Origin of the sequence: Oculatella sp. LEGE 06141, assembly GCF_015207605.1 — a bacterium.
GTDB lineage: Bacteria > Cyanobacteriota > Cyanobacteriia > Elainellales > Elainellaceae > Oculatella.
In genome coordinates, this window is sequence record NZ_JADEWO010000099.1 from 1 (window position 1) to 14,746 (window position 14,746).

The 14,746-nt window shown below is 46.0% G+C and carries 8 protein-coding genes and 1 pseudogene; 5 read left to right on the top strand and 4 right to left on the bottom strand.

What is annotated here, in order from left to right:
• Positions 1–1,288: 1,288 nt before the first annotated feature.
• From IQ268_RS33280 to IQ268_RS30690, 5 genes are all read left to right on the top strand, one after another.
• Positions 1,289–4,231 carry a DUF4347 domain-containing protein gene (locus IQ268_RS33280; RefSeq protein WP_193887054.1) on the top strand — a complete coding sequence of 981 codons (2,943 nt, stop codon included), beginning with the start codon at positions 1,289–1,291 and terminating at the stop codon, positions 4,229–4,231.
• 978 nt (positions 4,232–5,209) lie between these two features.
• A complete protein-coding gene (locus IQ268_RS30675; RefSeq protein WP_193887056.1) occupies positions 5,210–5,812 on the top strand; it encodes a hypothetical protein in 603 nt (200 codons plus the stop codon).
• Between the two features lie 122 nt (positions 5,813–5,934).
• The gene (locus IQ268_RS30680) at positions 5,935–7,977 is read left to right on the top strand and encodes a serine hydrolase (RefSeq protein ID WP_193887058.1); all 2,043 of its coding nucleotides are present in this window, start codon (positions 5,935–5,937) and stop codon (positions 7,975–7,977) included.
• 119 nt (positions 7,978–8,096) lie between these two features.
• Entirely contained in the window at positions 8,097–9,548 is a 1,452-nt protein-coding gene (locus tag IQ268_RS30685) for a hypothetical protein (protein ID WP_193887059.1), read from the top strand.
• A gap of 39 nt (positions 9,549–9,587) precedes the next feature.
• Positions 9,588–10,613, top strand: a complete 1,026-nt coding sequence (locus IQ268_RS30690; RefSeq protein ID WP_193887060.1) for a patatin-like phospholipase family protein — start codon at positions 9,588–9,590, stop codon at positions 10,611–10,613.
• Positions 10,614–10,625: 12 nt separating this feature from the next.
• Here IQ268_RS30690 and IQ268_RS30695 read toward each other — a convergent pair whose 3' ends face one another.
• The 4 genes and pseudogenes from IQ268_RS30695 to IQ268_RS30710 all read right to left on the bottom strand — a co-directional run.
• Entirely contained in the window at positions 10,626–13,049 is a 2,424-nt protein-coding gene (locus IQ268_RS30695; RefSeq protein WP_193887061.1) for a glycoside hydrolase family 31 protein, read from the bottom strand.
• Positions 13,050–13,192: 143 nt separating this feature from the next.
• Entirely contained in the window at positions 13,193–13,780 is a 588-nt protein-coding gene (locus IQ268_RS30700; RefSeq protein ID WP_193887062.1) for a hypothetical protein, read from the bottom strand.
• 43 nt (positions 13,781–13,823) lie between these two features.
• Complete coding sequence (locus IQ268_RS30705; RefSeq protein ID WP_193887063.1) at positions 13,824–13,961, bottom strand: hypothetical protein; 138 nt, start codon at positions 13,959–13,961, stop codon at positions 13,824–13,826.
• Positions 13,962–14,375: 414 nt separating this feature from the next.
• A pseudogene (locus IQ268_RS30710) lies at positions 14,376–14,746 on the bottom strand (hypothetical protein); the annotation flags it as partial.

A 14,746-nucleotide genomic window follows, 5' to 3' on the forward strand; every position in this document is an offset into this window, starting at 1 on the left:
TGACAACCTTGCGATCTCAAAATCGCCCAGTGTTAGATTACTTGGTTGAGGCATGTCGGGCTGCTCGCCAGGGAGAACCTGTTCCATCCTTGCTGCCTACTGATACCCCCACCCCGTGAACGATTACATTCAGTCAAAGTACGAGAAAGCCTTTTTGGAAACGTATCCTTGAAGAGCCAACCACCAATTCAGGAAACAGTATCAGTTCCTATGGGAATTGTGATTATTGTCTGGGTTGCTATTTTGCTAAGAAAACTGATTTCTGAATTAACTTATCGTCATTCTCAAGTTCAACGTTGGAAGAAAAGAATACCTTGCTCTAATTGTCGTTTCTTTGACTCAAATTCCTACTTAAGTTGCGCTGTCCATCCATCTAGAGCCTTGAAACACGAAGCGATTAATTGCCCTGACTTTTGGGGACAAAATAATAAAAGCTTCTCTCGTTGAGATTCTCTAAGTTGATCTCTCAGGAATATGGAAAGCTTAATTTAGCTACTCCAATCAATCTACAGTGCTCCTAAATTCTGAAATTTTAGAAGAATTTGAAAGCAGTGCAACTTGGAGGATTTTAAGAGAAGGCTTTAGAGGTGTTAATTGCAACCCGAACCGTTCCTTAAATTTCTCAACACTGGAAGACTGAAAACGGAAACCCAGCTCAGAAGTGCCCTAGATTAGAGAACTGGGGGATGAATGCAGGACATTCACTATATTTAAAATACTCAGATTGAGAGGTTTATTAGCTTAACACAAAATGTTTGATACTGTTTAGACAGCCTCTAACATTAGTTGCTGTTTGTGACTTTTTACAGGCACATTCTAGTGACTACTGGCAAACAATCTCTAACATAAGGGCTATAAAAATTTCATCGCAATTTCATTTTTATCTGAATACATCTGAATACAATAGTTTTTAATCCTTTTGTTGTTAATGGCCTATATCGCCAATCCATCCATAGATGGATCAATCACTAAATCTCTTTCGGCTATGATTCGCACAAACAAATTGAACACGGATACTGAAGCGGAACAAAGAAAACAGTGTGTAATCTGTGGAACCTCGAAAGACTCACTACTAGTAAAGATAGAGTAAAGATTTTTCTCGTTAAGCTCACGTCTAAATAGTTCGTATGCTTTGCAACTTAAAGAATGACGTGAGACATTGAATTAGTTATTTATTCGGTTGTTTAAGAGCAACAATTGCTCAAACCATTGCTTAAAACCATGAAGGACATCCATCTGATTTAATAGCCCCTTTACCTTCTCTCGTTGTCATTGTTTAGCGATTGCCATGACGTCTTTATCTATTCCTTCTTCCCTGATTGTTGTCGATCCTAGAGTTGAAAACTATTTAAAGCTGATTGAGAATATCAATCCTGATGCTGAAATTCTCATTCTTGATGAATCTCAGAACGGTGTTGAACAGATTACCAACGCGTTAGTTAATCATAATGAAGTTAGTAACCTTCATATCATTTCGCACGGACAATCGGGTTTTCTGCAGCTTGGTGATACTCAACTGAGTGCAGCCACCCTAAGCCACTATGCGGAATCGTTAAAACAGTGGTCAGTCGCTTTAACGTCGAATGCTGATATTCTGTTATATGGTTGTGATGTGGCCGCCGGAGAAGATGGTGCTGGTTTTATTGAAGCGTTAAGTGCAATCACCAACGCTGATGTTGCTGCCTCTACTGATTTAACAGGCAGTACGGCTCTTGGCGGCGACTGGACGTTAGAATATACAGCAGGGCAGATTGAGTCGCCTTCAATTGTGCAAGCAGAGGCAATGGAGGTGTATGACGCTGTCCTTCAAACCGAAGTTTTGTTTACTGAAACCTTTACAAATAGTGAGGTCGCTGGTGAGTGGATTTATGGTACAGGACCGAAAGCAGGTCAAACTACTCCCTTTCTAACTGCAAGAGATACACGCCAGCCGTCGCCAGGAGGGTTACTTGGTGTCGGTGGAGAAGCGCTTGATGAGCCAGGGCAAGGAACGCTGAGGCTAACTGATGCTGAACGTGAGGAAAATTCCTACGTCATTTACAATACGCCATTCTCATCAAATGCGGGTCTTTCAATTACTTTTGACACCTTTGCTTATAGCGGAACTGGAGCCGATGGCATTGGCTTTTTTCTCATTGATGGCAGCACGTCGCCTCAGGTTTCAGGTGGTTTAGGAGGGTCATTTGGATATGCACCAAGAAATATTCAAGGAGTTCCTGGTATTGAGGGCGGCTATTTAGGAATTGCGATCGATGAGTACGGAAATTTCTCATCTCCAGAAATAACGCCTCAAGGTCAGCAGAAAACAACTGGGCCTGGTCGAATTCCAAATGCTATTTCAGTTAGAGGAAGTGAAGCAACCAATTACGCCTATCTAACGGGAACTGAACCACTGCCAGCCCCTCTTGATTTTCCTGATATCACCAATCGTGAAGAAGCCCGTAGACGCATCAATGTTGATCTAACTCGTTCAGGTTTGCTAACTGTAAAAGTTGACCTGAACCAAGACAACGATTACAACGATCCTGGTGAGCTTGCGATCGATTCCTTTAATACGATCGCCGCTAACAGCACAGTCCCTGAGACGTTCAAATTTGGTTTCTCTGGCACATCTGGATCACAAACAAACATCCACGAAATCCGCAACCTCGTCATTGAGACTATTTCGGCACCACCAGAGGTTGATAACGCCACACTCCGACTAAATCAGGGGGAAACAAAACCAGTAACAGGATTGAATGCTACCGATTCAGATGGTACGATCGCCAGCTATTTCATTACCACTTTACCTGCTGCTAATGCAGGAACCTTATTCTTAGGCGATCCTGCTCAAGGCGGTACCCCGGTTGCTGAAAACCAGGAAATTCTGCCAAGCCAAATTGATCAAATTTTCTTTCAAAGTACTAGCAACTTCTTCGGGAATGCCAGTTTTACCTACAATGCAGTTGATAATACAGGTTCAATTGATAATACACCCGGAACGGTTCGTGTCACTGTACAGGCAGTCGCCGGGAGCGGTGGTCGCCCACCGATCGATCCCAATTGCTTACCGGGCGAAAATCTGCGCGGAACGAATAGGCGCGATCGCATTGAAGGCACTGAGAACAGCGATGTCATTCGTGGATTGCGAGGTAATGATGTTCTCTTAGGTCTGGCTTGTGGTGATATCCTGCGAGGTAATCGAGGACGCGATCGTCTGGTTGGAGATGGTGGCAATGATTTGTTGATTGGCAATCAGGATAACGACATCCTCCGGGGCGGTAATGGCATCGATTTTCTGTTTGGCAATTTGGGGAATGATGATCTCAACGCTGGCTTTGGCGACGATCGCCTTGATGGTGGTTATGGTGACGACAGGTTGCGAGGAGTTCGAGGAAACGACACCATCGCTGGCAACAACGGGGATGATACGATCGACGGCGGGGCTGGTAACGACATCATTGAAGGCGATCGCGGTCGAGATACGATCCAGGGTGGTGGTAACAATGATTTTGTCAAAGGACGGCAAGATGACGATCAGATTTCGGGCAACCGAGGCAATGATCGGCTCTTTGGTAATTTAGGTGATGACGTACTAAACGGCAACCGAGGTAATGATCGGCTCAACGGTGGGGTAGGTGATGACAAGCTATTCGGCAATCAAGGTAGAGATCGATTAGTTGGTGGCGGTGGCAATGACACACTCTATGGCAATCGTGGACGAGATACATTGATTGGTGGTGCTGGGGATGATCTCATAGTGGGCGGTCCTGAACGAGATATATTATCGGGGGGAGCAGGTGCCGATCGCTTCTTCTTCTTGGGAGGCACTCAGGCCGACGCTTTAAAGCAGTCGATCGGAGCTGCTCCCGATGTCACCGATTTCAACTACAGCGAAGGCGACAAATTCCTATTGAGCTATGAAAACAATTTAGGTAAACTAATTCGTCCCTCTGGTTTGTTCAATGCCGGTGTGGTGGCAGGTAGAAATATCATTCGAGCGGCTAGAACCGCCTATCGTGATAAAGATCAACAAGCAAATGGCAGACAACGCCTGAATCAAGATGAAGCCGTCTTTTTTCAGTGGCAAGATCGAGCTTACCTGGCTGTTAATAACAATGTCCCCGGTTATGGTTTCAACGATTTAACAGTTGGAGTCACAGGAATTCAACTAAAGCCAGGAGACAACGCTTCTGGTAGTCTCAATGTTGCTGATTATTTTGCAACCAATCCCATCCAAGGAATTGGATAGTATTTAAGTAGAGGATGAGCCGCTACTAGAAAAGTGCAAAACTTTTTAGCGGCGGAGGTTGTAGGCTAAAAGTGGTGTAGAATCACTGAAAACTTGCAAGAAAGTGGCAAAAGCTGGCAAAGTCGATGAGCCAGTTTAGACTCAAACTACCCCTGGTTCTTCCTCCACTCAAGCTTTGCTGCTCAAACTGTGGTTAAGCCCTCAGTATCTTTTGGCTACGTGAAGCGATGGACTGGAGCTACGTTAAGCAAAAGTTCACCACATTCCAACAGACATGGGACGACCTCAATTAGCTAACCCAGCTTATGGTGGGCTTGCTCTCTCTCAAAGTGATGTATGACAAAAGTAATGAGTCTGTCATTAAAATGGGCGGAAAATCCCTATTGGCAATACTTCTGTAGAAGATAGTGTTTTCAGCACAATCTTCCGTACCATCCAACGACTTTGGTGAAATGGCGGCAACGCATTGATGCAAGAGCAACCAAAAATTCTGAGCCAACTCTATTTTAAGGTTCCCAAAAAGTTGGGAATCTAAGGGGGCTAATTTAGAGCTTTGAACCCTTTTCAAACATCCTCTTAGCTCGACTTTATTCAAAATCCAGAGCCCATTGTCACTAGTAATTCTAGCACTTTGAAAATACATACGCCCCTGACTTTTTCCATGTCGGTGGTATTCTATAACGTTTGTAACCTCTAGAGCCTGAGCTTGATCCAGAAAAAATGGTTTCGATCTCAGATGGATAAAGTTGAGCTTAGAAGTAAACTCTAACGTAAGGGTTACAGGATTTTCATGGTGATTTCATCTTTGTCTGAACATCTTGTTTTTTGTCCTTATATTGCCAGGTAAACTCTATTCTTATCAATCTGGCGATGGAGTAATGATTAAGTTCCTTTGATTATAATTTACATGAATAATCAGTTAAAGAAAGCGTCACCTTAAAAATAGAGTTTTCTTTGATGTTACCGGAAGTGTAAATTATGCAATTACAAAGAATGGTTTTCAAAAAGTTTCTGCCCCTGTCACTCTTTCTCGTTCTGTCTCCTCTAGCAGCTTGCCGAGTGGAGCGAGAAGAAGTAGGCAGTTTGCCTGAGGTTGATGTTAGCGTTGAGCCTGGCAACTTCCCTGAATACGATATTCAAGGGCCTGATGTTAATGTTGGGGTCGCAGAGCGAACGGTTACAGTTCCTAGAGTTGTCGTCGTTCAAGAACAGGAAACCGTTGAGGTTCCTTACATTGATGTTGATGTACCCGGTGCGGAACGGGAAGAGCGAACCGTTACTACTGAGGTGGAAGTTCCCTCAAGCGGTTATGACCTATCCATTGAGGGTATCTATGCAGTCAACAATGAACTGTGGGTGGTTTCCCGTTTAGAAGAAACCGATCCTAATGCTCCTCAAGCTGATGTGCGCGTGTCCGATCGAGTAGTGCTCAATGCGCCTGACGTGCCCATCCGTCAATATGTCATTGGCGCTCGTCCTGATAGCAGTTTCAATGAGCAATACACCTTCATTGATGATCGGGAACAGATCGTGTCTCAGTTAGATTCAGGACGTCAATTATACGAGCAAGCAAATAGTTAGGAGTGAGATTTCCTGATAGGAGCGGGTAATTTCACGTTGTTCAGGAATTAGTCTCTCGCCCGATCTGGTTCGAATAATATTGATCAAACAAGGCTGCCAATGCTATTCATGATTTAGGATTTATGCCAAACCAATTGGTATCTAAACAATGGCAAAGCTGCTGGTTCAGGCGATCGCTCAAACTTATCATCAATGGACTAGTTGGATTGAGCTTGGTGTTGTTTCTTTCTGGATTACCCAGTTCAGCAACAGCACCAAATTTTCCTATCATTGAACAGCAATCGCTTGATCTACCTATATCACCGTCCTCACAGCCATCTCAGGAAGAGCAGGAATTAGCTGATCCCAAGGAACTTGAAGCTCTGATCGATTCGATCGTTGAAAAGGAGATTTCAGAGTCCATTGTACCTGGCGTAACCGTTTCAATTGTCAAAGATGGAGAAATCTTATTTACTAAAGGGTATGGTTACGCCAATATTGAGCAAAAGATTCCCGTAGACGCCGATCGAACGCTGTTTCGAGTTGCTTCTCTCTCTAAATTATTTACAGCAACAGCGACAATGCAGCTTTATGAGCAAGGGTTAATTGATTTAGAGGGGGATGTCAGCAACTATCTTGACTTTGATCTGGATAATCCCTACCCTGATCCAGTGACCTTTGCCCAAATTATGACTCATACCGACGGCACAACGAAACGTCGAATTGGGTTGGCTGCCCGTACAGAAGCTGAACTAGAACCTTTATCAAAGCATTTACCCAATCACATGCCGCCGATTGTTTGGCGGCCAGGAGAACTTTACAGCTATTCCAGCTACAGTATTGCCCTCCTGGGATACCTTGTTGAACGAATTAGCGGTACATCTTTTATTCAGTACATTGATCAACACATCCTACAGCCGCTGAATATGCAACGTAGTACCTTTCTGCAACCCCCTCCAGCAGAGCTAGCCGATGCTTTGGCAGTGGGGTATCAGAAGCAAGGCAATACGTTTAAACCTGTTCCTTATTTGTATCTCAATATTTATCCGGGTGCTGCATTTCAAGCAACAGCAACCGGCATGGCGCATTTCATGATTGCCCAGTTGCAACTGGGTCGTTATGAGAACCAGCAGATTTTGCAGCCAGAAACAGCGCAACTGATGCACCAGACCCATTTCAAGCATCATCCCAACTTGCCAGGGACAGGCTACGGTTTTCGAGAACACTTCATTAATAATATTCGGACAATTGGTCATTTAGGAAGCTTGCGTGGCTATTCTAGCTCTATGACACTGATGCCCGATCGCGATATCGGCATCTTCATCGCTAGCAATAGTTTTAGTGGAATTCATGGCAAAATTTTGGCGCAGTTTTTCGATCGCTATTTTCCTGCTCAAGATAACTCTGATTCTCAGCCGCAGGTCAATATCAATGCAAATCACTACACCGGATATTATCGGGACGTTGAGTATCCACGACACACCTTAGCCAAGATATCTGGCATCTTTGAACACATTCAGATCACCAAAGGCAACAACAATACGTTGACCGTTCAAACCCCTAGTTTATTTTTTATCCAAAAGATTTCTCAGCGCCAATTAGTACCGCTAGACCTCCTACTATTTCGTCGAGTCGAAGACAACGCGTTAACTGCATTCGGAGAAGACGAGGACGGTAACGTTGCACTCGCCTTTAATCCCCTATACCCAAAAATTGGAGCCTACGAACGAATTGCCTGGTATGAGTCAGTTTGGGTTCAATTAGGGTTAATCGGTTTCTGCACCCTATTTTTCCTATCATCCTGTGTTGCTTGGTTGCTTCGTCCGCTCATTCAACGGTGGCGCGGCAAGCAGACCCAAGAGAAAGAGCAATTGACGTGGGCTTTAAGGTTAGCAGGAGCCATTGGTGCACTCTATCTTGTTTTCCTCATCGGGTTGCCATTATATTTTTGGAGCATTGGTATATGGAAGCTAGCTTATGGGGTTCCTCCGGTTGCCGTTGGATTCCTTTGTCTGCCGATCCTGGCGGTTGCATCAACCGTAATGTTGCCGATCGCCATTTTAACGGCCTGGAAAAAGGGTTGCTGGTCAATAGGGAGGCGATCGCACTATGCTCTGGTTACATTAGCTACCTTGGCATTCATTCCATTCCTACTGTATTGGAATCTATTAGGGTTTCAATGGTAAATCGATCGTGTTTTAACTCACCTACAGGCTGATTCTTTCAAATCAGAAAGCTTCTATTTTGAGCGAAAGCATCATCTGTCAGGGTTAATAGGCTCTAAAATTCCTGAAAGGAAAAGTATATGCGGTGTCCCTCAGTTCATGCAGCACTTGTTAGGTTACTCGCGTCACTTGGGATCAAACCTAGTTATATTACAGAGCTTGATTCTGCAACATCAGCACTACGAGCAACGGCTAAATATCTGCATGGCAAAGAATTGCGATCGGGAGGGATTGCACCATCGCTGATGGGATCATTAGCCAACGCGATCAGCCATCTTCCCAATCATTGGGTTGAACGCTTCTCTACCTGGTCGGGATGGATGGATGCCTCATCACCTAGCGCCGTCAATGAGGTGGAGACAGAAACCATTTCTCGCTGGGTAGTGAAGCAGTATCCTAAACAACGGTATCCCGCCGCCATGATCGGCTCTTCTAATGGGGCTGCCGTGCATCTGTGTGCTGCGCTTGGTATTCCCTGGTTGCCGCAAACATTACTGATGTCACTGCGGCATTCTGTTGATCCAGACGACCCAAAACAGGAATTAGCGTGGGCCAAAGCACCCGCTCAACAACTACTCAGACGCAACCCTGATCTTGCCGTTTATCAGATGCACGATCCCAACCAGGATCGCCTAAAGGTGCCCCGTGTCACCTACTTCCGCATGAAGCGAACGAATCTTGGGACAAGATTCAAGCAGTTTTTGAGAGAAAATTTAGAGCCAGGGGCAACACTGTTCTTGCTTGAATGCCAATATAGCTGGTTGTCTACACAGGTTAGCGATCGCCACTTTTTCCAGTTTGGCGGAAAGGGCAAACTGAAGCCAATTGATTATTTTAAGAACAGCCCGCAAATCGCTGATTTTTTGAGGCAACACGGTTCTAGCCATCGACAGTGGCACCCACCCGCTTCAAATGGCAAATTTCCAGAGTCAGAATGGGGATTTGAACCTGCCCTACGAGAGGATGTAGAGCAGTTTGCCCGTCAGCATGGGTTTCACGTTCGTCGAATTGTGTTTGATTACCCGCAGGATTTGAGTCCACTCGTGGCTGATTTGTATCGTTGGTGGTATCAGATGCGTGGTATGCCGAGCGATCGACTGTTGGTAGAATCATTCGTTTACCTACAGCCCTGGTTAACACAGCGCCTTGGGTTTGTGCCATTTTGGACCGTATTCAATGACCAAATGTCAGCCGAGCGTTTCAGCAATTATCTCGACACCACCACTCCCTATGATGAAATTTACATGACGTTATTCTCAAACGGTCTTTGCTCGTTGGGTATTGCCTCGCTTGAAGAATGGCGATCGCTTCTCAAACGGGCACGCCAGCACGGTCAGTTTGTTGGTGTCAATGAACAAACTTATCCCAGAGATCTAGCATCCTTTGCCCGCCATTACACTGAGCTGAAGCACCTGTTGAAGCAACGCAATGAGCGTTACCCCATTCCTAGCCCACTCACATTACCTCAGCTCGATACGTTTCTGTCGCAAACCAGCAACGCCTATTCAGTGCGGTGGATAGAGACTCAATAGGATAATAGTTTAACGTCCTGAATATGGAGAATAATCGCTTTGAGCTTTCGCATTCTCAGTATTGATGGTGGAGGAATTCGGGAAATTGTTGCGGCTCGAATGCTACAAGCGATCGAACAGCAGTTAAATCAACCGCTCCGAGACTATTTTGATTTAATCACTGGTACGTCAACAGGAGCCATCATTGCGGCTGGTTTAATGATCGGCAGATCGGCGGCTCAATTAGTCGATCTTTACCTGAACAAAGGACAGATCATCTTTCCTTACCGCTCCTGGTTTAATCTACAACGGTTGGGATTGATCGTGAAGTATGGATTGTCTGCCCCCAAATTTGCAGATGATGGGCTAATTCGGGTGATTCAGTCTGAAATTGGACTAGATAAACTCCTTGCAGACGTATCTCCCGATCCTCATGAGGCTACTAAGCTAATGATTACCAGCTATGATACGGTTCGTCGTTTGCCCATTATCTTTAAAAGCTGGCGTCATGAAGAGTGGTATGCCTCTGTACCATTATGGGAAACTTGTGTTTGTTCCGCTTCAGCACCAACGTATTTTCCAGCTCATCTGTTAGTGGCCAACCATCAAGGCAACGTTGCCAAGTTCTCAATGATCGATGGCGGCGTTGGAGCCAATAATCCGGTTGCTTGTGCAGTGGCTGAGGCCATCCGGTTGTTACGGTCAGGCACCGTTCCAGGAGAAAGAGCTGAAACGTCTCTCGATCGCATTGTTGATGAAATTAGCGTTCTCTCAGTTGGAACGGGTGAATTGGGCAGAAGCTTGCCCTGGCAGGAAGTGCGGGGTTGGGGAGCGATTGATTGGGCACCTCGAATTGTAGACGTGATTATGGATGCGCCTGCTGATATCCATCGCTACATTGCCGAGCAAATTGTAACTACAGCCGGAACGGAACAGACCCAGTGTTATCTCCGCCTTCAGCCTGAGTTGAATCAGAAATTTGGAGCGATCGACAATGCCAGCCTAAATTACCTTAATCAGCTGCTTTATGAAACAGACGCCTATCTCGCAACTCAAAGGAAGCCAATTGAATCCTTCTTCAGCTAACTTTTTCTAATCTTATACCTCGCTCTGTAAGTAGACTTGGCCGAAGCGTTGCCATTCTATTTGTTGCTTTTCAACGGCAACGGGTTGACCATCTATCCAGGCTTGCTTAACCGATAGCCCGTGGATGTGCAGGCGTACGCCTTGGTAGTGAAAATCGTAGTCTCCCTGTTGCTCCCAGGATAGTGTTAAACCTTGCTCATTTCGTTGCATCCAAAATCGATCGAGCCTCCATTCTCCATATCCGTCTCCAGCATCACTGTACACACGCCCTTCACTCGTACCGTGTTGAAGCGGGTAGAGATGAAGAATTAATTGATCATGGTCTTCCATTGGCAAAATGCTGCCTGCTCTCACTAAAAGTGGAATTTGATCGAGCGGTGCTGCTAATTCAACCGTCTGATCACCTTCGATAACCGTATCATTCCAGAAGTCGTACCATTGTCCTTGGGGAAGAACCGCAGTTCGCGATCGCAGTCCTGCTTGCACAATTGGATACACCAAAAGCGCCTCTCCTAAGAAAAAAGCATCCTCTATAGCCCAAAGCCTTTCATCATGCCAGCTAAACCAAAAGAGTGGACGCACCGGAGGATAGCCCTTCTGTGAAGTTTCCCAAGCGAGTGTGTAGAGGTAGGGAAGCAAGCGGTAACGCAACTGCATGAAGTGTCGAATGATGCTGAGATACGGTTCACCATATGTCCACGGGGCACGGGGTTGTACATTGTTTGCAACGTGGGTGCGGTAGAAGGTGAGAAACGTGGCCATCTGGAGCCAACGGACATAAAGTTCTGCGGACGGATTTCCCTGAAACCCGCCAATATCAGGGCCGCTGTACGGAATGCCGGACAGCCCTAACCCTACAACCGTTGCAATCGTCTGACGCAACGCTCCCCAACTGGATGCCGTATCGCCCGTCCATACCCAGGCATAGCGTTGTAACCCTGCCCAACCCGATCGCGACACAATGAAGGGGCGTTGCTGGGGGCGATACTGTCGTAAGCGTTGATAGGCCGCTTCGGCTTGCAGCAGAGCATAGACATTATGGGCTTCACGGTGGTCTCCCCCTCGTCCCTCCATATCATGCTGTGCGGCTTTGGGAAGAGAGCGATCGCCCCAGGTTGCAAACACGGTCGGCTCATTCATATCGTGCCAGAATCCATTAACACCAGCCTCCAAAAGGTAAGCATATTGCCGACTCCACCAGGCCCGAACCTTCGGCTTTGTAAAATCGGGAAATACGGTTCGGCCTGCCCAAACCGGGGCAACAATTAGCTCTCCGTTCGGGTCGGTGCAAAAGGCTTCCAGCACCTGCCCTTCCAGGAAAAGATTGCTCTCACGGCTGCTCCGAATACCGGGATTATTGATTGCAATAAATCGCACATCCAGTTCTGCTAATTCTTGGGTGAAGCTAGCAAGTTTCGGAAACCGTTTGGGATCAATGGAAAAGGCTCGGTGTCCAACTTGACAATCAATATCTAAGTGAATGGCACTCAAGGGCAGGGTATGCGCCTGAAATTGCTTTACCTCGTCTCGAATAGTGGCTTCAGTACGAAACCCCCATCGTGACTGGTGATAGCCCAATGTCCACCGTGCAGGTAATGGCGATCGCCCCGTCAATTGGGTGTAGCGTTCTAACAATTGCGGCGGGTCACCCGCTATGACATAGTATTGCAGCGCTCCGCCTTCAAAGTCGGCTGTAGCCGTCTCTGCAAACGTAAATTTAGCATCAAAGGAATTTTCAAAAAAAGTGAGATAACTGCCTGAACGGTGTAGACCACAATAGATGGGGATGCAAATGTAGATTGGATCGGTTCCCGGATCATAACCGGCCGGATCAAAATTCCACATGCGATAGCTTCTACTAGAGGGCTGCTCATCCTCTACAGCTCGCAAATTGAGTGTAGAAGCCCGTTCTCCTAAGCCATAGATACATTCTTCTGGTTGTAACCGCGCCTGATGTATCCAGCGATCGCCCTGTCGTTTTGGCGGCAACTCTTCTCGCAGTACTTGCCCCGCTTGATTACAAAACGTGAGATGAGCACTACTATCAACTAGTACCTTCAAATCAGAACTAGATACCACCCATCCAGTTTCCGTTTCTGCCAATTGCGTCTCAACATCAGCCCAATCATGATGAGCGATCGCATAGGGAATGGGTGCAATACCAGGAGACCATTTAATTCGTACTAAATCAGACGCTAGAAAGGTGATTTCTAGTTCTGCTTGTTCAAAGTAGAAACGAGCACCTTGGCTAGACGATTCGGCTTGAAGAAGTTTCCCAGGTTGGGTGAAACCGTTTGGCAACGCTGAAGAGGCAAATTGGCGTTCAGTGCGATCACGTTTGAAGCTGTAAACGAATGCGGGTAGCTGGTACTTCAAATAGAAGAGGGAACCCAGTATAAACTTTGCTGTCAGTGATAACTGTCTGAAAAATCCCATGATGCCATTTGTCTATTCCTGCCGCTGATGCTAATGAGCAATGCCAAGCTTGGGTTCTATCCAATGATAGACATTGTTTTTAGTCTGTAAATGGATGCGATCGCCTGTCGCACTCAGTTGACACGATAATTGAGACACTCCTCCTAATTTACAAATTCCTCATCAATGACCTCAGCCGATTCAGTCACCACAACTGCTTCACCGTCGTATCTTGCTTCTAGCGGGTTATTCACATCGGCATCCAATTGCAGATCATACTCTCGCGCAAACTCAATTAGGTCAAACTCGCGCACCGTCCCCGTGGCTTGAATGGGCATCCCTTCTGCTGGAACAATGCCAAACCCCTCAGGAGTCGCGCTGACAATTAACAAATCTTCTCCCGCAAATCGCTCTGTTGCCCGAATTTGAAAGGTGTTGGGGCTGTATACTTCCTGAATTTCACCTTGTACAGTTACGGTTTCGCCAATGTAGTCGGCAGGTTCTTCAGAATCGGCATCAACAGCAGCATTATTGCCTTCTGAGGAATTCTCCTCATAAACTCGATCGGGTTCATAGGGTTCTCCTGCTTCCTCTGCAAATGGTTCTGATGCATCCCCAGTAACAGGTTCCTCTATAGATTCTTCTATTGGATTACCTTGACAGGCAGGCAGAACAAAAACCACCAGGGATAGAGCGATCGCACTCCCCGTCTTACCAGATATTGTCCGAATGGTCCTAAGTTGGGCACTCATTGGAAACCTCTCCCATCAATCATTATTTGTATATGGAATGCGTTTATTCAAGGACATCCTCCGTCCCATCAGGAACGTCTTGTCGAGCTTCTAAAACTAAGCTTCCAACAATGTAGATACTGAGAATAAACACAATGCTAAGCACCACATATAGCAGCGTGTTACTAGGACGTTTTTGCATAACTCCTCTAATTTCCTTGGAATATTAGTAAAAGGCCATTCAGGAGTGCAATATTGCACTCCTCAGGCGCAGAAATATCAAATGTGCTAACTCTTCCTTGAAGAATGAAGCAAATAAATTACCAAAAGATTATTCTTCTCCAATCCCCTCTTCTCCTTCTTTGCCATATTCCTGTTCTCCATAACCTACACAGGTAGGAAGTGATATGGCTATCGTAGCCAGAGCGATCGCCCTGATCCCTGTGTTACTGAGCAAGGAGTTGATGAACGAAAAGTCGTTTCATTTGTTTAGCATAATGACCCTCAAGATATAACGGTTGTGTGCGATAAGTGCCTATTTCCCTGAATGAAAATGAGCCTACTTTTTAGCCTCAACTTCAATTGCTCAAAGTTGATCTGTTTACGAAGAATAGGCTTAATTCAGAAAAATTTGACCATCCTCTTGAACTCTCAACACTCCCTCATTACTGTCTAGAGGAGTAGCATCCTCATCTAGGGAAACTTCAACCACTCCGGCTTGAGAAGACATTGGAGTAAGCTCCAAAAATCCGTTGTCCATACGCTCTGCATTGAGAGTGACAGGGACAGGTAAATCTCTTAAAACAACGGATTCACCTCCCATTAGCATTCGCCGTTCGGTGGTGGCGTCTTCTCCACGCGCTTGGTAGTACACGGCTGTGTTTGTGTTGTTGGTCAGTTGCATATCAATGGTTCCGCCAGTAGGCATAACCACGGCTACCGCTTGGCTTCGCTGTTCTGGAAGAGGGGGGTGAAGGGGAGCAGGGG